We start from the raw sequence: 21,373 nt of genomic DNA on the forward strand, positions 1-21,373 counted from the left end.
TTGTTATGACTTTGGAAGCCATACTAGCCATCCCTGAGTATTATTACTCCTTTCGACTAAACGAATCGCACCTACAGACATTTAGTAGAGTCGGGGGTATTACCAATGGCAGCACTGAGCAACTACTTTAATCTGGAAGAAATTACGACTGCCAGAAAAATTAGTGCTGCGGTAATTAACATCAGCGGCCGCCAGCGAATGCTTTCCCAACGAACGGCTTTTTTTTGCATGAGGTTAGTTTGCTCTCAGAATGGGGTAGAAAGAGCAAAACTGCGCCGGGATTTGTTAGAGGCGATCGAGCTTATGGAAAAATCGCACCGCGACTTAATTAATCTTGGCAGCAGCGTCAACTTAGTGAGTCCCCCTTCACCCGCCCTCAAGGCAATGTATTTTGAGCCGCCACTGTATTTAGACAGACAAGTGCGCGCATATATCGATCGAATAAAAGCACTGGTGCAAGTTCCTGATGCCGAACTCATGCTGGAAAACCCCCACCTGCTCTACATTGTCGAAGCAGCGGGCGGCGACTTGCTAGAAGCTTTCGATGCCGTGGTGAGTCAATACCAGCAAGAAAGCGAAATCGAACAATTTGAAATCGACCTTAAACAGGTTGAACTTTATCAAGAAAGTTGTGCTGCTACCTCGAAAGCGGAAGCCCAAGCCGCCCAGCTCGATCGCGCACTTTGCGAACTAAAACAAACTCAAGCTCAACTCCTCCACAGCGAAAAAATGTCTTCGCTGGGGGCGCTAATGGCTAGTATCGTCCACGAAATTAATAACCCAGTTAGTTTTATTTACGGCAACTTGAGCCATGCCGCAATTTATACTCAAGATTTGTTGCATCTGCTGTGTCTCTATCAAGAATGCTATCCCAATCCCTGTTCCGAAATCACAGCTAAAATCGAAGAGATAGATCTTGATTTTCTAGTTGAAGACTTGCCTAAAGTTATCTCTTCCATGCAAATGGGTTCCAATCGCATTCGCGAAATTGTCAAATCTATGGGCAACTTTTCGCGAACCGATAACAGTAACATGACCATGTGCGATTTGCACGACAGCATTGACAGCACCGTGTTAATTTTGCGAAACCGTCTCAATTCTCAAATAGACCGTCGCGACATTCAAGTAGTTAAAAATTATGGAAAATTGCCTCCTGTAGAGTGTTATTCAGGACAGCTAAATCAAGTATTTATGAATCTAATTACCAACGCGATCGATGCTTTGGACGAGATATCACAAAATCAGCCCTATGCTGCGCTAAAAATTTTGATCACCACAGAATTAGCTGGGTCCGATCGCGTGAGAGTGCGGATTGCAGACACGGGAACTGGAATGACAGCAGAGATAAAAGAACGAATGTTCGAGCAGTTTTTCACCACCAAGGAAATCGGTAAAGGTACTGGTTTAGGATTGTCTATTGTCTACAAAATCTTAGTAGAAAATCACCGAGGATCGCTTCGGTGCGAGTCTGAACCCTGCAAGGGAACCGAGTTTATCATTGAACTGCCGATCCAGCAAACTTAAGCAATTTACTGATCATCCAAATTTATCTATTTTAACTCGGTGTGGCACGGGCGTCACGCCTATGTTAACTGTGTGTGGAACAGGCGTCCCGCCTGTATTAACTGTAGTTAAAATTTACACATATCCTACGCTAATTCGAGCTTCAAAGTTGGCAACAGCTTTTCTAAATTTCTGAGAGATTTCTGTTGCCAGGGAACATCATTTGAACCCAATACCAAAAGTTGAATCGTTTTCTTTTTCCGAACGGCAATGACAAACTTAGACAGCATACTGATACCAGAACTGTTAACAAATTCCAAATTTTTTAGGTTCAAGGTAATAGTAGGCGGTTGGGGATTGGCAACCTCATCTAACAATTCGACTATTGGCGCATACTCTGCTGGGCCGCTCAGGCTCAGTTCGCCTTGGAAAGTGACTGTGACTGATTCTGGATCGTACTGAATGCTGTAATCTTCACCTTGAATTTCTTGAATGCCCATTGTAATTTTGTTTCCTGACTAAAATAGTGCGATCGCACAAGAGAGTAAATATTGAAATACTAGCAACTAGACCCTAATTTGAACCACAGTCGTAACAATGATGGTATCACTATCTGGTCTGCGCTCGAATTTCCAACCTATCTTAGCTGAATAGTCATTAATCATCGTCAGCAATCCCAATCCCGATGTGTCACTTTCCGATTCCGCATTCTTTTCAAGCTGCTGCAAATAAAGTTCATTGGGATCGGAAGCCAGAATTTCTTCAATAAACTCCTTCAATTTATTTGCCCTTTCTGGCTTGACACTATTACTGGCAAAAATTATCGCCGTCACCTCTGTTTCACCAATAAAATGTATACCAAATCTTACCTTGTAATTGGTATCATCGTTATTAAATTTTATCGCATTTTCTAACAGTTCGTTTGCCACATAACTCACAGCTCCCTTGCTTTCTTTTATCCGTTTCTCGCTGCTAGCATCCTCCTCATCCACCGGTAGAAAGCTAGACAAATAATCGGCTACAAAATGAGCTGAAAGCCTGTTATTGCGCCAGCGCTGTTTGATGGGGCGAGAACTGGGGGTAAATGTAAGTTCTAGGGAGTCGTGTTCAGGAGGAAATTCTTCAATGAATTCTCCAAAGATTTGTGTCATTGTTTTTAAGCTTCCAGATGTCATGATTTTTCTGCCTCCAATTGATGTATCAATGTCACTTCTGGGTAAATTTCCACACGCCATTCCAGTTAGCAGGAAGACTCTTTTCTAACAGCGATTGGAGGCGTTTTAGGTAAAGTTGACTGGGCTTGTCATCTGGATTTAGCGCCACTATCTGTTCAAAACAAACTATGGCCTTAGCAAAATTTCCCTGACAATATTCTTGGAGTCCCTCCTCAAATATAGGCAAAGTTTGAATTTTGAGCGATCGCACTGGTTCTACTTCAACATCTAACACCTCACAAACTGAAATGGCTTCTTGTCTACCTTTGACAATAGCCCGATCCAAAAAACGGATATGATACTTTTCGCGTTGACTCAAACGTTGTACCACATCTCCAGAAATTAATAAAGATACGCCATAATACTTAGTCAAACCTTCCAGACGAGCGGTGAGATTGACATGATCTGAGATCGCATCTGCTTGCATCCGATTGGCGTCACCAATAATCCCAACCATCGTATCACCCACATGGATACCAATGCCAATCTTCAGCGGTATATCCCCATTTATTTTACGGCTTTGATTGTATTTATGCAACTGCTCCAATTTCACAATTCCTGCCTGAATAGCATCATCCACGCCATCAGGAAAAACTGCCATAACTCCATCTCCAATATACTTGACAATAAAACCGTTATGCTTACGAATTTCGGGACTAATTTGCTGTAAATAGTTATTGATGAAATCAAAGTTTTCTTGAGGAGTCATTTGCTCCGCCATCGTGGTGAACGAACGCATATCGGAAAACATAATTGCCATCTCTTTGCTCACGTGATCTCCAAGCTGGAAATCAACCATGCTTTGCTTGCCGAGAAATTGGAGAAATTCATCGGGAACGAAACGTCCGTAAGCCTGCAAAAGTTTCTCTAATTCTTGTTCCCGCGCTTTCACCGTTTGCACCATATGGGAAAATACCTGTGCCAGTTCTCCCAGTGCATCACTGCGCGCTGCCACATCTGACAATATCTGGGGTTGAAAGCTATTGTTTTTTACAGCAATAGCTGCATCTATAACCTTTTTTACCTGCTCGATGTAAGTCTGCATCTCTCGGTTTTTATGATGGATCTGGTTTTCCAGATCCGTGGAGTGTTCCGTGATAATTTCTACTAAAGTTTCATAGCTGTTTTTTTCATCCTCTACTTCCTCAAGTTTTTCGCTCAACTCCTGTAGCTGTTTATGGAGTTCTTCTGGAGATTTAGATGGTGCTAAATTTATTTGTGGTTTCATAATTTATACTTCCGAATCTGGAAGCGCAAAGTTGTTTGACTTCCTAGCTGTAAATTATTATAACTTACAGGCGCGGAACTCTAAATCTTGTTTCTGCGTCGATACTTGACCACTAAATCCAATACCCCTGGTAGAAACCGGGTTGACGACAGTCAATCATAAATTATGCACAATATTTCCCTGTTGCTTCAATACTAGCAAAGTAATGTCATCAAAAACCTTTTGTTTTCCAATAAATTTTCGCAAATCAGCGATGGTGGCTTCCTTGATTTGTTCGGCGCTCAAGTGCCAGTTTTGAGAAACAACTTCACAGAGTCTTTCAATACCATAGAATTTTTTGTGCATATTTCTAGCTTCGGGAATGCCGTCAGTGTAAAGCACCACCCCGTCCCCCGGCTCTAAGTCTACTAAAACATGGCTAATCCAATCGGAAATATCCTCATCTAAGGCGAGCGGAAATCCTAAATTCATGGTGTCTATCCGCTGGATTTTACCACCTTTCCTGACCACAATAGTTTCCTCATGTTGACCGCTGATACTAATTGTGCGATCCGCATAGTTTAGCAAAGCTAGTGTCATATTTTTGTCGGAGTTCATGCGCTGGACATTTTTATAAATAGTGCGGTTGAGGGTATCTAAAAAACGCACCGGGTTGGATTCTTGCATTTCCTGAAGAGTGCGGACAGCAGCTTGAGTCATCACCATCAAAATGCCGCTTTCTAATCCGTGTCCGGTGACATCACCAATGCAAATCGTGACAACCCCGTTAGTACAAAGTACGTCGTAGTAATCACCACCTAATTCCGAGGCTGGCTCCATGAATCCGGCAATATCTAAATCTTGAATGGCTGCGAGTTCAGCAGGTTTTGGCAGAATCAACTGCTGCATTTGTTTGAGCATATCGAGTTCAGAGCTCATGCGGAGGTTTTCCGCTTTCAGGCGCTGGTTGAGAGCGGCAATTTGTTTCGTGGCTGTGGCGAGTTCAGAGGTACGTTCTTTGACTTTATCTTCTAGAGTTTCAAAGGATTCTTGCTGTTGTCTCGCCATGCTGTTAAAGGAATTTGTTAAGGTTTCAATTTCCCAAATCCGACTGGAAGCAACATTTTGGTTAAGAGCACCACCTGCTAGATATTCTGAAGCTTGAGCAATTTGGCTTAGGGGGCGAGTAATCCAGCTAGCGGTGAAAATCCCCACTCCAACAGAGACAATGAGAGCCACAATACACAGCCAAATAGTCTGGCGAGTGTTAGCATAAATTTGCGCCATAAAATCCGCTTCAGGAACGACTACTACAATCAGCCAATTGAGACCGTACTTGTCAGTTAGCGGAGAAACTTGGATAAATTGCCGCTCACCGTTCAGCTTAAAGTCCAGTTGAACAGTTTGATCGATGTCTTCCAAACGCTTGAAGCGTTCGAGGAGATAAACCGCACTTTGACGCATCAGCGGGTTGCTGCTTTCTTGTGCTTTTAGCCGCTTTGTATCTTTGCCTGTTCCCACCGAAAGAGGCTGTTCTTTAAGCGAGGTGGCTATTAACTCACCCTGGGGTTCAATGATAAATACTTGACCGGAATTACCCACTCTTAAGGTTTGCAGGAAGTGGCGAATTTGATCTAGTCCCATCTGGCAAGTCAGCACGCCAATTAGTTTCCCTTCGGCATCATAATAGGGTAGACTCGCATTAATTTGCAGCGTACCGTAGCCAAAATTAATATAAACTTCACTCCAAGCTGCCTGTTTCTTCTCAACAGCTACTCTGTAAAAAGGGCGCGTGCGAACGTCATAATTGGGCGTGTTTTTTTCGATTGTTGTCGGGTTTCCATTATGGTCAAGGTTGTAATAGATCAAGTCGCCACCCCCTGGAATCAGTTGCTGGGCAAGCTGAGGTTGTTCCAGTCCAACCAGCCGATTTACCCAACCCACACGCAGGTACTGACCTTTTTCGTTGGCAATTCCCGCGTGACCGATCGACTTAAATTGCAGAACTTGTTTCCAAAAATATGGTCGAGCTTGCTCCAAATCGTCAAAGTTCAACACCCCCAAAGGTACAGCATCCTGATTAATCTGATTCACCAGTGGCGGAGCTTCCAGATAGGTTTGAACACGTTCGTAAACTCTCGCACTCACTTCCTGCCGCAACTGACTAACAATATCGTTGACTATCTGCTCTCCGTTTCTGTAAGAGAGATAGCCAACGCAGCCAACAGCCGCCAAAATTTGGAGAACAAAGGGAACTACCAAGACATTGCGGAGACGAAATTTGCCCGATCTGGAGACGATCGCACTTTTTTGAGAAACCATTGTTAAAAACACTCCCAGGGGGCAGTTTTTTGTTACAAGACTTGATAATGGATATATTAAGAGCGACGGACAATGTTATCATATCAAAAACTCAACCAACATCAAAAAATCTGCGTTCATCAGCGCTCATCTGCCTGCATCAGCGGTTAAAATAAAACAATAAATTTCAAGAAACAATGCAAATTACTCAATCCCTCCACAGCGCCATCCTCATCTCCAACCTGGAAAAATCCCAACACTTTTACAGCACCGTACTAAAACTGCAAAAAATCGATCGCGACTTAAAATTTCCCGGAATCTGGTATCAAATCGGCGGCTTCCAGCTCCACCTAATTTTAGGTGCAACAATTATCCCAGATGCCGTAGACCATGCCAAATGGGGACGCAACCGACATCTAGCATTTTCTGTGGCCAACTTAGAGGCAGCCAAACAGCAGTTAATCGCTCACAATTGCCCGTTTCAAATGAGCGCGTCAGGTCGATCGGCATTATTTACCCAAGATCCCGACGGCAACATCATCGAACTCAGCGAGTAACAGATGAAAATCATCGCTTATTCTTACACCGAACCGCTACTGGAAGCAGCACCCGCACCGGAAATTTGGGGTCAAGAAGTCGATCGCACCTATCAAGACTTAGGAGGGCGGCAGCAACTGCAACAACTCCTCAAAGACTGCCAAACAGAACCAGTCAAATACTTATTAATTCAGCGGTTTGAAGAACTAGGCGACACCGTACAGCAAGTGTGTTCGCACCTCGCCCAACTCGAAAACCTCGGCGTCGAAATCATCGTACAAGCAGAAACAGAACCGCGAAACCGCCAAAACTTGCTGCAAATCCTCGCAGAAATCCAGCGCAGCCAACACAGCCGGAGTATTCGCAAAGGACACGCCCGCAACCGCATCAAATCCCGGATTCCACCGGGTAAGGCTCCCTACGGCTACCGGCGCGGCAAAGATTGTTATACGATCGATAAAACCACCGCCCCCACCGTCAAAGACTTTTTTGAACACTTTTTAATTTACGGTTCCTTGCGAGGTTCCGTGCGGTATTTAGCCAAGAAATACAACAAAAAAATCTCTGTAAGCACCGGCCGTCGCTGGCTGACAAATCCCGCCTACCGCGGCGATTTGGAATATCAAAACAGCCAAGTAATTTCTAACACCCACGTCCCGATTATTTCCAGAGAAGAAGCCGCCCAAATAGACAGGTTGCTGCGTCGCAACCGCTGCCTTTCTCCTCGCAGCGCTAGCGCCCCACGTTCCCTCGCAGGTTTAGCAATTTGTGCCGAATGCAAATCGTCCATGACAGTTGCCAAAGTCACCTCCTACCGCCAAAAAAAAGAATACCTTTATTTGCGACCGATTAACTGTCCAAAACAGCCTAAATGTAGCGGCCTTTCCTACGATGAAGTATTGCAATTAACCATCGCCGGTATTTGTCGGGATTTACCCGATGCTGTTGCTGGGTTGCAAAGGCCGAATATGAATGGAATTAAAGCAGGAATTGTCAGGGCGATCGCATCGAAACAAGAAATCATACAGCAACTTTCCGCCCTGATTGACAGCGGCATATTAGACACCGAAACGGCTGAGTTTAGAGCCTACAAAATCCGCACCGAAATTGCCGAACTGCAAAGCAAATTAGCGCAACTACCCCCCGTAAATTTGCGAGAAATTGCCCAAACAGTTTCCCTGCCGCAATTTTGGCTCGATTTATCAGAATCAGAACGCAGGTTTTACTTTCGAGAATTTATCGATCGCATTGAAATCGTCCGGGAACATACTAATTTGCAGTTGCAAATTATTTTCATTTTTTAATAATTAGTTCAACTTTCATCCGTAGCTTTTAGGTGAGATGCCCGACTTCTTAAAGCAGTGGGGTATTTGGGTACTCTATTACTTCGCTAGGAGAGGACTTCCTTTGACTATAATCGGTTTCAAACGCTGAATTATCTTTTTTAGCCTTTAGCCAATAGGCGATCATCTCTCCTTTTCCTTTAATCGCGATCGCACCTCTTTCTTCAAATAAATACCGATCTTTTAACACTTCGTAAATAGCAGTAGTAACTTGAATATATCCCGGTAAGCCTTGACATTCCATCCGAGAAGCAACATTAACAGTATCTCCCCACAAGTCATAGCTAAATTTTTTAGTGCCAATTACGCCAGCAACTACGGGCCCTGTATGAATGCCAATCCTAATTTGAAATGGTTCGCCTCTGTCAGTTTGAAAATCAGCGATCGCTTCCTGCATATCCAAGGCCATATTCGCGATCGCTTCTACATGATCTGCCCTCGGCACAGGCAACCCCCCCGCTACCATATAAGCATCTCCAATTGTTTTAATTTTTTCCAAACCGTGTTTTTCAGTTAGTTGGTCAAACCTTGAAAAAATCTGGTTTAGTACCTTTACCAATTCTAGAGGTAACATTCTAGCAGCAATAGACGTAAAATCGACAATATCGGCAAAAAGAACTGTTGCTGAATCAAACCTCTGGGCAGGAGAACCCTCGCCCTTTTTCAAATTTTCAACAATCGCTGCTGGTAAAATATTCAGCAATAAATGATCCGACTTTGTTTGAGCAAGCCGTAAAGCTAGCTCCACCCCCTGCCGCTCTTTAATTTCGTTTTGCAAACGTTCGACAAGTTCTTGGAATTGCTTCGTTTGCTGTTGAAGTAACTGTTGTTGACTTTGAATAGTTAACTGATTTGCCACTCGTGCCAATACTTCTTTACCATGAAAAGGTTTAGTAATATAGTCAACTGCTCCCACATCAAAGGCTTTAACCTTATCTACAACGTCATCTAAGGCGCTTAAGAAAATCACGGGAATGGAACTGGTTTTTGGTGAAGCTTTCAACTTTGCACATACCTCATATCCATTCATATCTGGCATCATCACGTCCAGCAAAATTAGGGTCGGCGGAAACTCTTGCACTGTAGCGATCGCCCTTTGCCCGTTCAGCGCTTTACGAACCTGATACCCTTGTTCGGTCAAGATTGTAGATAAAAGCCGCACATTATCGGGCTTATCATCAACTACTAAAATGTTGGCTTGGATTGTAGGATATTGATGGCTGTCCATGCGATCTCTCACGGTAGTTTGTCAAGATAAAAAATATTAACACTTAAGAATTTTACCTCAAAAAAACGAAGCAGTATAAATTCCGATTTGCTCTCCTAAAAAAAGATTGCAAGGAGACGCTATTGCGGCTTAATGTTAGGTCTTTTTGAAATGAAATAGCCTCCTAAGTTTAGATTAGTTAAAAACAGGTTTTTCACACCGTCGCAACTGCTGACTGCGCTATATCTATAATGTCGTCAAATAGGAAATCCTGCACCAAAGTAGTTAAATATTGTGCTGCCAAAGCAAATTCGCTCGGCATTTCCTCAATCAACTTGAGGATTTTATCGTCGCAACATTCATGAGCAGCATGAGATATTTTTTCTACCCACTCAATAGGCATTTTACCTAGTTGGGACTCGACAGATTGATTGCTACTCCCTCCGCTAATTTCGCTTTGATTTTCTTGTGGTGCATCAACAGATTCCTCATAAATGTAACGCACTCCTAAAAGTTCTTCCATTTTCGCAAATAATATCTTTGCATCGAAGGGTTTACGCATGAAATCATCGCAGCCTGCTCCTAAGATAGTTTGTCGTTCCTCTTCAAAAGCGCTAGCAGTAAGAGCAACTATTACAGTTTGTTTTCCCAGAGGATGAGCTTTAATTTTTCTGGTTGCTTCATAGCCATCCATGACAGGCATCTGCATATCCATCCAGATCAGGTGGGGTTGCCAATCCTCCCATAAAGCAATAGCTTCTTGACCATCTCTAGCTTCTCGCACGAGGATGCCTAGTGGTGACAATAATCTCTCTATGACTAGGCAGTTATCGGCGCGATCGTCAACAACCAAAATCCGGTATTCTGGTTGATTCGGTGCTAAACTAATTACTTTTTTCTGCGGTTTAAGGATTTTAATCTCGCTGGGAGTGGCCAGGTTAATTTTAATATCAAATGCAAACTTACTTCCAAACTCAGGTGTACTGCTGACAGTAATATCTCCTCCCATCATTTGTACAAATTTGCGGCTAATTGGTAAACCTAATCCAGTCCCCTGTTGAGACTTTTGACCTGTTTTTGTTTGCTCAAAGGGTTCAAATAACTTATTTATCTCTTCTGCGGCAATCCCAAGGCCAGTATCTTCAATTTCAAACTGAAGGCGTAAGAATTCCGGGCGAAGTTCATTCGCGTCTACACAATCAAAGTCCGCCAAGCTTTCGGACTGATTAAAACCAGTGCACCATCCGGGTTTTTTTTGTATAGCTGTGGCTTCAACCGCTAAGCTTGTGGAATGTTCAGAACCCGCGCCGGCAAGTTTTGTTTGTGTGTCCCCAAACTGTGCATTTTCAGCTCTCAAACTTTCTTGTCCCTGATTTTTTACTCGCAAAGTAACACTACCCATCTCTGTAAACTTGATCGCATTTCCTACAAGATTAATCAAAATTTGTCGCAATTTACCTTCATCTCCCGTAACAAAGTGTGGTACGCCGTCACCCACTTCTAAATTTAGCTGCAATTTCTTAGATTTAGCTTTTAATCGAAACATTTCTTCTAAGGTTTTTAGCAAGCGCATTAAATTAAAACTGCTTTCATTAAGCTGACTTCTGCCCGCTTCAATTTTGGACATTTCCAAAATGTCATTAATTAGCGAAAGCAAGTGTTCGCCGGCGCGATTAATGATTTCTAGGTGCTGCTGGTGTTGATTGTTGAGAGATGAATCGCGCACCATCACCTGACTAAATCCGAGAATGGCATTCAGAGGAGTCCGCAATTCATGGCTCATAGAAGAAAGAAATTCGCTCTTGGCGCGGTTAGCTGTATCAGCAGCTACGACAGCTTTTTGTAATGCTGTTTCTGCTAATTTGCGATCGGCAATTTCTGTTTGAGCTTGTTCAAAAAGGGTGCATTGCTGGATAGCAATTGCTAGCTGCACGGAAATTTGCTTGAGAGATTCTATCTCAGAAGAGTCCCAATGCCTTTGACTGCGGCAGTGATGAGCAATGAGTAGCCCCCATAGTTTTTCACCTTGCAAAAGGGGAACGACGAGGTTAGCTTTAATTTCCAACTCGCTCAGTAAATTAACGTGGCACTCTGAAATACCTGCTGTATAAATATTGTCGATCGCGCGCAGGTGTCCCTGCTCGTAAACAGAGACGTAGTGTTCTCGAAAACAAGGGTCATTAATATCAATTCCCAGAATTGGCATCGTACCGACAGATACCGACTCGACGGCTATAAATCCACTCCAATCTGGATTAAAGCGGTAAATAACTGTCCTGTCTGTTGACAAAAACTGGCGCACTTCTTCCACCGCCATTGTCAGCACTTCTTCTAGGTTAAGAGAAGAACGAATCCGCTCTTGAATGGAATTAACGAGCCGCTCCCTTTTTACTTGCTGCTGCAAGGCGATTTCCGCCTGTTTGCGAGCAGTAACATCTACTCCATAACCAACGCACTCCACAGGTATACCAGCAGCATCTTTGACTAACTTAACCTCATCGTATATCCAGCGATAACTACCGTCTTTGTGCCGTTCGCGGTATTCATAGGAAATCGATTCTTTTTCCAATATCTGAGCGAATGAAGTAGCAACAATCTCTCGATCGTCGGGATGAACCAGGCTATGCCAATCAAGGGAACCATCAAGAAATTCTCGCGCTTCGTAACCAATCATTGAAACAATATTATCGCTGACAAATGTTACGTCATAATTTCCCCCTAATTTGCAGCTAAAAATGACCGCCGGAGTAGTCGCCAGTAAATATTGCAAGCGTTCGGTGACAGAACGCAAGTTTAACTCAGCTTGCTTGCGATCGCGAGCTTCCATTGCTAAAGCTGCTATCTGTGCCACATAGCTAGCGAAGCTTTGTTCATCGAGCGTCCAATTCCTGGTCGTTCCCTGATGTTCTAAACAAATTACACCCGCAATTTGTCCTTGATGGGTAATAGGAACATCTAGCATCGACGAAATGTTTAAAGGCGTCAAATAAGATTCGCTAAATTCTCGGGTGCGCGGATCTGTTTTGGCATCAACCGCTGCGATCGCCTGTTCTGTATTCAAAGCTTGGAAATAGCTAGGATAGTCAGCAACTTTTAGTTCTGCGCCGGCGCTGTGTTGATTGGGCCTCAGTTCGTAAAGATCCGCACAGCATAGTGAGGATTTATCTTCCTGATAAAACCAAATACTTGCCCTATCAACATTCAGGGTACGAGTTGCCATTTGCGTAATCTCTCTCAACGCCTCGGCGATATTTCCCTCGTAGATACTAGAATTTTTCGCTAATTCTAGCAAACCATTTTGTTGTTCTGTTAACCTAGTTTCTCGTTCGCGCAAAGCTGATTCAGCGGCTATTCTTTCTCTAATTTGTGCTTCTAAATAACCATTAATTTCTGTTAACTGTACGGTGCGCTCTTGGACTTTTATTTCTAAATCATCATAAGCGTGGCGCAACGCTAATTCAGCATCTTCACGCACCCCAATCTCAGTCTGCAACTTGCGATTTATGGCCTCTAATTCTTGGGGGGTTTTTAAAGACAAAAACTGGGGCAATAGTGTTACCATCGAGGCGGCGGTGTAGCAGGAAACCAGTGCAGTAATTCCTTTTTCAATCCCCGACAGCCAATAAGCGGAATGCCACAACGTCCAAATGTCTAGCAAGTGACCCGTGCCGCAGAGAATAATAAATGCACCAAATAAAGCAAATATTCCTAAAAAAGGAACATCGCGCCGCTTGAAGATAAAATAAATTAGCATCGCCGGAATTGAATAGTAGGCGATCGCGATTAAAAAGTCCCCAGTTACGTGCAGCCACACTAAAGGCGTTTGCCAAAGATAGCAATGACCGTGAGGCATATACTGAGTAGGGGAAAAGATATTTTTGAGTGCTTCCCACATAATACTTGTTATTGGCAGATAATATGGATTTGATGATGCCTAAGTTAGGCAAAAAATAAAAGAAACCGAAAAATTTAGCTGGATTCAGCATTATTTATTAACGCCTCAACCCAGCTTGTTCATAACAGCTTGCTTTTGTACTAGGTGGCGCTCGCTAAATTGCGATCGCAAAGGAATTTCAATGATAAACTCCGTACCTCTCCCAACCTCGGATGTGCAGCGCAAATAACCTTCATGGGATTGAATAATCTGATAAGAAATCGCCAAACCCAGTCCGGTACCAGCACCGATAGGTTTCGTTGTATAAAATGGATCGTAAATTTTAGCGATCGCATCATAATCTATGCCAGTGCCATTATCAGCAATGTGAATCTGCACCCACTTGCCATCAACTAAAAGCGTGCGGATGCGAATTTTTAGCAGTGGGCAATAGGGGTTTTGTGAGTAGTCAAATAAATTATTTTCCCAATAGCCGTTGGTCGAATATCCCTGCTGTACAATCTGTTCTAAAGCATCAATAGCATTAGAACAAATATTCATAAATACTTGGTTAAGCTGTCCAGCGTAGCATTCCAATTCTGGCAAATCTCCATACTCTTTAATCACTTGAATAGGCGGACGGTTTGGTTGTTCTTTCAAGCGGTGCTGCAAAATCATTAAAGTGCTATCGAGACCTTCATGGATATTTACCTTTTTCATGTCGGCTTCGTCTAACCGGGAGAAAGTCCGTAAAGATTTAACAATTTCCCTAATTCGCTCTGCTCCAATTTTGAGCGAACCAAAAAGTTTTTGCAAGTCTTTTAAAATAAAATCGAGTTCGATAGTGTGAATCTTGTCTGCAATTTCCGGCGCCGGAGTGGGGTAATAAACTTGATAAGCCTTAATCAATTCTACAAGCTCTTTAATGTATTCCTCCGCAGGAATCAGATTGCCATAAATGAAGTTAACAGGGTTATTGATCTCGTGGGCAACCCCAGCTACCATTTGCCCCAAAGACGACATTTTTTCAGTTTGCACGAGTTGAGTTTGAGCGCCTTTAAGTTGTTGCAGAGCGTTCTCTAAATGCTGAGTTTGTTCTCGCAGTTTAGCTTCCGAGTGCCGCAATGAATTTTCAGCCAAAGAGCGATCGCGATTTTCCTGTAGCAAAAGTTCATTAGTGGATTCTAAAGCGATCGTCCTCTCTATCACCCGTTTTTCCAATTCTAGCATTAATTCCGAGAGTGCTTCTTGAGCTTGTTTGCGATCGCCAATCTCATTTTGTAAAGCTACATTTGCCACCGCCAATTGATCAGGACTGGGAATAGCCAAGATTTTTGGGATTAGTTCCACCAGCACTGCTGCTGTAGATAGCGAAATCAACGCCGTAATCGCTTTAAGAAAACCCGAGAACCAATAATTAGGATGCCACAGCGTCCATATTTCCATAATATGGGTAATTCCGCAGCAGATAATAAAAGAGCCAAACAGCATGAAAACCCAGTCAAAAGGCACGTCTTGCCGCTTTTTAACAATATAAATCAGCGTAATCGGTATCAAAAAATAAGCTACGGCTATCAAACCATCGGACAAAACGTGTAGCCCCACTAATCCCGGCTTCCACAAGTAGCAATGACCGTGAGGAATAAAATAATTTGAAAACATTTCATGAACCATTTGCATCAAATTAACTCGGTTATTTGCTAAAATTTTTCAGAGGTGATTACAGGAAAATTTTAAAAAAATGCTGGCACACAAATAAGAATTAGGCTTTTGGCCTTCACACTTGTGATGAGTAAATGCAGCGATCTGAAACTATTGTTAATTAAATTAACATCAATCGACTCAGCTTTAGCAAAGTCAACTGTCACATTTTTAATTCTGCCTTCACTACCAACTGTGACACCGACATGACATTTTGGCCAACGATCAAGAAAAACTGAGCGCAGATTCCTTTCCAGTAGGAGCGCCAGCGCCCATTAAAATTGGGTTGTAGCACTGAGTGACCAGTCAGGCAACGGGGTAATTACCAGATTTAACGGATGTCACGGATTTAAATTAACGAAGAGAACCATTCTCAAAAACCTGTAGAGGTGGGTTCACTTTCGTACCTTTGAAAAGTGCAGACAGGTTAAATACACCCGCCCCCACCCCGCGAGGGAATTCTTGATCATTGACAGTGATACTCTTCGGGGAGATTTAACCGATTTGACCAATTACCCCATGAAAAATGTCGCGACAGTATCGTGTCGCAATCCAATCGGCGATCGCTCTGAGCTTTACACTCAATCATAAGTGATAATATCAACGATACACTTATATGGTTATTGCTCGTTATGACGATAGATGAGGTACTACAGCTAACTCGTGTGCGATTACAAAAAGATTTATATCCCATACAAGAAATCATACTCCGCCAAGTTTGGGAAGGAAAGACTTATACAAGTATCGCATCTGCCTCTCATTACGGAGAGCATTACCTGAGAAACATCGCCTCGTCCTTGTGGCAATCTCTCTCTCAAATCTTGCAGACATCTATTAGCAAATCAAATTTTCGCTCTTGTGTAGAATCACGTTCCCTGACCACAGAGGAACGAGAATTAATTGAAGAATTCACCCGCAGCCAATGCCTCGCAACACCTTTAGAATTTCCCGGATCTCCCGTACCCCTCGGTTCGCCATTTTATATTCATCACCCGCTAATTGAAGAACTCGCCTATCGAGAGATTACCAAACCAGGAAGTGTGCTGCGGATTAAGGCTCCCAGGAAGATGGGAAAAAGTTCCCTTCTGCTAAGGATTTTAGATCGTGCAAGTTCTCTTGACTATCGAACAGTAAGTTTAGATTTTCAGCAAGCCGAGGAAGCTGTTTTAGCTAATATCGATAAATTTTTACGCTGGTTTTGTGCCAATATCAGCCGTCACCTAGGATTACCACCTCTATTAGATGATTATTGGGATGAAGACATGGGTAGCAAAGTAAGCTGCACCATCTATTTGCAACAATATGTATTAGCAAAAATAAGTACGCCTCTTGTGTTAGCTTTAAATGAAGTAAATAAAATTTTTGAGTATCCCAAAATTGCCCGAGAATTTTTGCCACTGCTGCGAAGCTGGCATGAAGAAGCAAAGCGGATTAAAACCCTGGAAAAACTGCGGTTAATCGTTCTTCACTCCACAGAAATTTATATTCCTTTAAAGCTCACGGAATCGCCTTTTAATGTCGGTTTGCCGCTGCAATTGCCCTATTTTACAGAAGAGCAGATAGTTGCTTTAGCCCAGCGTCACGGACTGGATTGGACAGATGGCCCCAATGGCGATCGACTGATGGCAATGGTGGGGGGACATCCTTATCTGGTGCGGCTAGCTCTTTACCACCTCTGTCAAAACAGTGTAAGGCTAGATCAGCTACTACAAGAAGCTCCGACAATAGCGGGAATTTATAAAGATTACTTGCGGAGTTTTTGGACCACATTCCAAGAGTATCCCGAACTTGCGGTTGCAGTTAAACAAGTGGTAAAATCGGAACACGGAGTGGAATTAGATCCGATATTGGCTTCTAAATTATTTAGTATGGGGCTGATTCATATCGATAACAACCGCTGTACGCTAAGCTGCGAGTTGTACCGCCTGTATTTTAGTTCGCACAACTTTATTTAGAGCTGGCTTTAGAGTTTATTTGCGTAATCCAATATCCGCCTTAAAAACTCGACTTTTTCTGGCGCTTAGAAATCGCTGCTATACAAACAAAGTCCGCCTATGCGGACTAAAAAACAGGCATAAATTAACCAGAAGTTAGCATAATTTATCATAAATTATATTATAATACAGCTCCAGCACCACATCCTTACCTCTAAATAAATTCCCTACATACTCAGCTTTAAACCCACCCATAAACCGCATGACCCAGGTAACATACCAAATTGGTGGCAGTCTCGCCAGTGATGCGCCTACATACGTAGTGCGGCAAGCAGATTCCGAACTGTATGAAGCCTTAAAAGCTGGCGAATTTTGTTACGTCCTTGACTCCCGGCAAATGGGCAAATCTTCTCTCTTAGTCCGTACCCTGCACCGGCTGCAAGCCGAAGGATTTCAATGCAGCACGATCGACATGACCCGCATCGGTAGCGAAAATATCACTCCCTTACAGTGGTATAAAGGAATTGTTGGGGATTTGTGGCGCAGTTTCAATCTGGTAGGAAAAGTTAATTTAAAAACTTGGTGGCGCGACGAGGAAGAGGTCTCATTTTCGCAAACATTGAGTCATTTTATTGAAGATATCGTGCTGGTCAATTTTCCTCACGAGCGGATATTTATATTCATCGATGAAATCGATAGCATTCTCAGTTTGGATTTCGCTGTCGATGATTTTTTTGCCTTAATTCGGTTTTGCTACAATCAGCGAGCGATTAATCCAGAGTATAACCGCATTACTTTTGCAATTTTTGGAGTAGCCACGCCAAGCGATTTAATTGCAGACAAAAAGCGAACTCCTTTTAATATCGGTCGTGCTATAGATTTGCAGGGTTTTGAACTGCACGAAGCCCAACTATTAGTTAAGGGATTAGAGAGTGCCGTCAGTAATCCTCATGCCGTTCTCAAACAAATATTAGCTTGGACTTCAGGACAGCCATTTCTCACCCATAAAATTTGCTATTTGGCGTATAGATCCAGCCTAGAAACGGCGGGAGGATTAGTAAATATTCCCCCTGGAGCCGAGGCATTTTGGGTGGATAGTTTAGTACGATCGCAAATCATCGATAAATGGGAATCGCAAGACGAACCGGAGCATTTAAAAATGATAGGCGATCGCATCCTGAGAAACGAACAACGCGCCGGAAGATTGCTGAGCATTTACCAGCAAATTCTGACCCCCCCGCCTTCGGCTCCCCCCCTTACTAAGGGGGGGCTAGGGGGGGTATCAACCGATGACAGCCGAGAACAAATAGAACTATTGCTATCGGGTTTAGTGGTAAAAAGTGCAGGCTATTTGCAGGTAAAAAACCGAATTTATCAAGAAGTATTTAATATAGAATGGGTACAGAAAAAATTAGGGCAACTGCGTCCTTATTCCCAATCTTTCGATGCTTGGAGCGCTGCCAAACAAACAGATGATTCGCGCCTTTTGAGGGGACAAGCCTTAAAAGATGCTCAAATCTGGATGCAGGGAAAAAGTTTGAGCGATTTAGACTATCAGTTTTTAGCAGCTAGCGCCGAACTCGACAAGCAAGAAATGCAACTGATCTTAGAAGCAGAAAGGTTAAAAGAAGTCGAAAAAAATGCCAGACGGCAAAAGTGGTTTATTGCTGCACTCTCTTTAGCATTAGCGATCGCCCTGTTTCTCGGAACAGCAGCTTTTTGGCAATATCGCCATGCTACCTTGAGCGAAATCGAAGCGATCGCCACCTCATCCGAAGCCCTCTTTACCTTAGAGCGAAAATTAGACAGCCTCATTGCCGCCATCAAAGCCAAGCGCAAACTGCAACAACTCGGCAGCACAAATTCCGAACTAGAAAATCGCGTGCAATTATTACTAGAGCAGGCAGTTTATGGAGCTTCCGAGTTCAACCGCTTGTCAGGACAACAGGCGACACTGTTTAGATTAGCAATCAGTCCCGACGCTCAGACCATTGCCTCCTCAAGTACAGAGACAGTGGTCAAACTCTGGCAGCGAGATGGCACCCTTGTTGCCACTCTTCCCCACAACGCTGTGGTATGGAGGGTGGCTTTTAGCCCCGATAGCAAACTCCTCGCTTGCGCCAGTGAAGATGGCACAGTTAAACTTTGGCAGCAAAAGGGAACGTCTTGGCAGAACCCCAAACTCTTACACACCCTTGAGGGACACAGCACCGAGTTTAACGGTCTAGCCTTCAGCCCAGATGGGGAGATTTTAGCCGCATCCGGTGAGAATAACACCGTTAAACTCTGGGACAAAAACGGCAATTTATTAACCATTCTCGATCGTACCGATGCGGTGAGGAGCCTGAGCTTTAGCCCCAACGGGGAAATGCTCGGTAGCGGCAGTACGGAGGGTACGATCCGATTGTGGAAAAAAAACGGCCCATTCTGGGTATCCGTAAAGTTACTGCGAGCGTTTCAAGGGCATAGCGCTGCCATTTGGAATGTCAAGTTCAGTCCTGACAGCGAGATATTTGCCTCCGCGAGCATGGATAAAACTGTTAAACTTTGGCGCTCCAATGCTCCCCTAGACGAAGAGTTACACCCAGGCACGTTGCTTACGTCGGGGAACCCGCCAACGCAAGTGCCTCCCCTACAAACCCTTAAGGGTCACGCATCTGGCGTTGAGAGTCTAGATTTAAGTCCTGACGGTGAGATTATCGCCACAGGCAGCGATGATCGAACCATTAAATTTTGGAGCAAAGACGGTAAAGAGCTGAGAACTTTTAGAGGACATAGCAGTGCCGTGTGGGATATCAATTTCAGTCCTGACGGCACTTTCATTGCTTCGCTGGGTGTAGGAAATGATGTCAAACTTTGGCAGCCAAAAAACATTTTTTTCTTGCCCCTGCAAGGTCACGACGCTGCTCTTTATGCTGCTGCTTTCGCTGCTGACGGTAAAATCGTCGCCACTGCAAGTATAGACGGCACGGTGAAACTTTGGTGCGTCGATGGCACGTTGCACAAAACGCTCAAGGAGGGCACAGGAGAGCTTTGGGATTTGGCATTCAGTCCTGACGGTAAACTTATTGCCGCGGGGGGCGAAAAAACAGTTAAACTCTGGCATAAGGATGGCAGATTCCTGCGAGAAATCAAGGCACACAACGGAATCGTTTACGGAATTACTTGGAGTCCTGACGGTAAAATTCTTGCCTCCGCAAGTGCAGACGGCACGGTGAAACTCTGGCAGCCAGACGGGGCAGGCACGGGGGCACTGCCCCTACGAACTCTGAAGCTAGATGGCAGCACCTTCTGGAGTGTGGCCTTTAGCCCTGATGGAAAAGCTCTAGCCGCCGTCAATAGCAGCGGCGCGATCGCGATCTGGAAACTAGATGGCACTTTGTTGCAGGCGATTGATGCCCATCAAGCTTTGATTAAGAAAGTCAGTTTCAGTCCCGATGGCAAGATGCTCGCCTCAGCCAGTATGGATAGCACCGCCAAACTCTGGAAATTAGATATCTCATCGACTCTTATTGACTCTTCGGTTCCTCACTCTTTACAGATCCTGCGAACGCTTAAAGGTCACACACAGGCACTGATGGGAGTTTCCTTTAGCCCGGATGGTGAGATCGTCGCTACGGCAAGTCTGGATAACACTGTGAAACTCTGGAACAAAGAGGGCATCTTGCTGAGGACGCTCGCGGGGCATACAGGTATAGTGACAGGAGTTTCCTTCAGTCCCGACGGCACTTTCCTTGTTTCCGCCAGCCATGACGAAACGGCGATTTTGTGGAATGTGAAGCGAATTCTCAATACAGACCCTCTGGTGTTTGGTTGCGACTGGGTGCGGGATTATTTGCGGACAAATGCCGATGTGAAGGAGGAGGACAGACATTTGTGCGATGCAGTGGGCGAGCGCTAAATTATCCGAAACAATTAACTATCAATTATGAAAGATTACTCTTACCAAATTGGTGGCAGTCTCGCCAGTGATGCGCCTACCTATGTTGAACGACAAGCAGATTCCGAACTCTACGAAGCCTTAAAAGCAGGCGACTTTTGTTACGTCCTCAACTCGCGACAGATGGGTAAATCTTCTCTATTAGTCCGCACCCTGCACCGATTGCAAGCTGAAGGATTTCTATGCAGCACGATCGACATGACCCGCATCGGTAGCGAAAATATCACTCCCTTACAATGGTATAAAGGAATTGTTGGGGATTTATGGCGCAGTTTCCATCTTTTAGGGCAACTTAACTTAAAAACATGGTGGAAAGAACAAGAAGAAGTTTCTCTCCTGCAAAGATTGAGTCAATTTATTGAAGAGGTATTATTAGCGAGATTTCCGAACGAGCGAATTTTTATATTTGTCGATGAGATTGATAGTATTTTAAGCTTGGATTTTCCCGTAGATGACTTTTTTGCCTTGATTCGTTATTGTTACAACCAACGAGCAATTAATCCCGAATACAACCGAATTACCTTCGCGATTTTTGGAGACTGTTGGCGAATTAAAAAAGGGTGAAACCAAACATCCCATAATCATGGAAAAAAAACTACAATGAGGCAGAGG

At 43.8% G+C, this 21,373-nt stretch carries 12 protein-coding genes and 1 pseudogene; 6 read left to right on the forward strand and 7 right to left on the reverse strand.

From position 1 onward, the window contains the following. The first annotated feature begins 105 nt into the window (after positions 1 to 105). Positions 106 to 1,524 (forward strand): ATP-binding protein, encoded by a 1,419-nt coding sequence (locus QUA03_RS24190; protein WP_333215639.1) that lies wholly within the window; start codon positions 106 to 108, stop codon positions 1,522 to 1,524. Positions 1,525 to 1,649: 125 nt separating this feature from the next. Here the strand turns inward: QUA03_RS24190 and QUA03_RS24195 are convergent, their stop codons facing one another. The 4 genes from QUA03_RS24195 to QUA03_RS24210 form a co-directional block, all read right to left on the reverse strand. Continuing rightward, positions 1,650 to 2,003: a slr1659 superfamily regulator gene (locus QUA03_RS24195; protein ID WP_333215641.1), complete on the reverse strand. Its 354-nt coding sequence runs from the start codon at positions 2,001 to 2,003 to the stop codon at positions 1,650 to 1,652. A gap of 66 nt (positions 2,004 to 2,069) precedes the next feature. Next, a complete protein-coding gene (locus QUA03_RS24200; protein WP_333215643.1) occupies positions 2,070 to 2,678 on the reverse strand; it encodes a DUF6272 family protein in 609 nt (202 codons plus the stop codon). A gap of 31 nt (positions 2,679 to 2,709) precedes the next feature. Beyond that, the gene (locus QUA03_RS24205) at positions 2,710 to 3,945 is read right to left on the reverse strand and encodes an adenylate/guanylate cyclase domain-containing protein (protein ID WP_333215645.1); all 1,236 of its coding nucleotides are present in this window, start codon (positions 3,943 to 3,945) and stop codon (positions 2,710 to 2,712) included. A gap of 156 nt (positions 3,946 to 4,101) precedes the next feature. Next, positions 4,102 to 6,246 carry a SpoIIE family protein phosphatase gene (locus tag QUA03_RS24210; protein WP_333215647.1) on the reverse strand — a complete coding sequence of 715 codons (2,145 nt, stop codon included), beginning with the start codon at positions 6,244 to 6,246 and terminating at the stop codon, positions 4,102 to 4,104. A gap of 176 nt (positions 6,247 to 6,422) precedes the next feature. On the opposite strand from QUA03_RS24210, the gene QUA03_RS24215 reads away from it, so the two are divergent. Both QUA03_RS24215 and QUA03_RS24220 read left to right on the forward strand, forming a co-directional pair. Next, positions 6,423 to 6,782 (forward strand): VOC family protein, encoded by a 360-nt coding sequence (locus QUA03_RS24215; RefSeq protein ID WP_333215649.1) that lies wholly within the window; start codon positions 6,423 to 6,425, stop codon positions 6,780 to 6,782. Between the two features lie 3 nt (positions 6,783 to 6,785). Then, positions 6,786 to 8,066, forward strand: coding sequence for a recombinase family protein (locus QUA03_RS24220; protein WP_333215652.1), 1,281 nt, complete (start codon positions 6,786 to 6,788; stop codon positions 8,064 to 8,066). A gap of 49 nt (positions 8,067 to 8,115) precedes the next feature. On the opposite strand, the gene QUA03_RS24225 is transcribed toward QUA03_RS24220, so the two are convergent. The 3 genes from QUA03_RS24225 to QUA03_RS24235 form a co-directional block, all read right to left on the reverse strand. Then, positions 8,116 to 9,333, reverse strand: coding sequence for an adenylate/guanylate cyclase domain-containing protein (locus tag QUA03_RS24225; protein ID WP_333215654.1), 1,218 nt, complete (start codon positions 9,331 to 9,333; stop codon positions 8,116 to 8,118). A gap of 193 nt (positions 9,334 to 9,526) precedes the next feature. After that, complete coding sequence (locus tag QUA03_RS24230) at positions 9,527 to 13,207, reverse strand: GAF domain-containing protein (RefSeq protein WP_333215656.1); 3,681 nt, start codon at positions 13,205 to 13,207, stop codon at positions 9,527 to 9,529. A gap of 105 nt (positions 13,208 to 13,312) precedes the next feature. Further along, the gene (locus QUA03_RS24235) at positions 13,313 to 14,866 is read right to left on the reverse strand and encodes an ATP-binding protein (RefSeq protein ID WP_333215658.1); all 1,554 of its coding nucleotides are present in this window, start codon (positions 14,864 to 14,866) and stop codon (positions 13,313 to 13,315) included. 653 nt (positions 14,867 to 15,519) lie between these two features. Here QUA03_RS24235 and QUA03_RS24240 point away from each other — a divergent pair. The 3 genes and pseudogenes from QUA03_RS24240 to QUA03_RS24250 form a co-directional block, all read left to right on the forward strand. Then, positions 15,520 to 16,842 carry an AAA-like domain-containing protein gene (locus tag QUA03_RS24240; RefSeq protein WP_333215660.1) on the forward strand — a complete coding sequence of 441 codons (1,323 nt, stop codon included), beginning with the start codon at positions 15,520 to 15,522 and terminating at the stop codon, positions 16,840 to 16,842. A gap of 241 nt (positions 16,843 to 17,083) precedes the next feature. After that, the gene (locus QUA03_RS24245; RefSeq protein WP_333215662.1) at positions 17,084 to 20,722 is read left to right on the forward strand and encodes a WD40 domain-containing protein; all 3,639 of its coding nucleotides are present in this window, start codon (positions 17,084 to 17,086) and stop codon (positions 20,720 to 20,722) included. Positions 20,723 to 20,749: 27 nt separating this feature from the next. Next, a pseudogene (locus QUA03_RS24250) lies at positions 20,750 to 21,298 on the forward strand (AAA-like domain-containing protein); the annotation flags it as partial. Between the last annotated feature and the right edge of the window lie 75 nt (positions 21,299 to 21,373).

The organism is Microcoleus sp. S36b_A4, from assembly GCF_036700645.1.
Lineage (GTDB): Bacteria > Cyanobacteriota > Cyanobacteriia > Cyanobacteriales > Microcoleaceae > Microcoleus.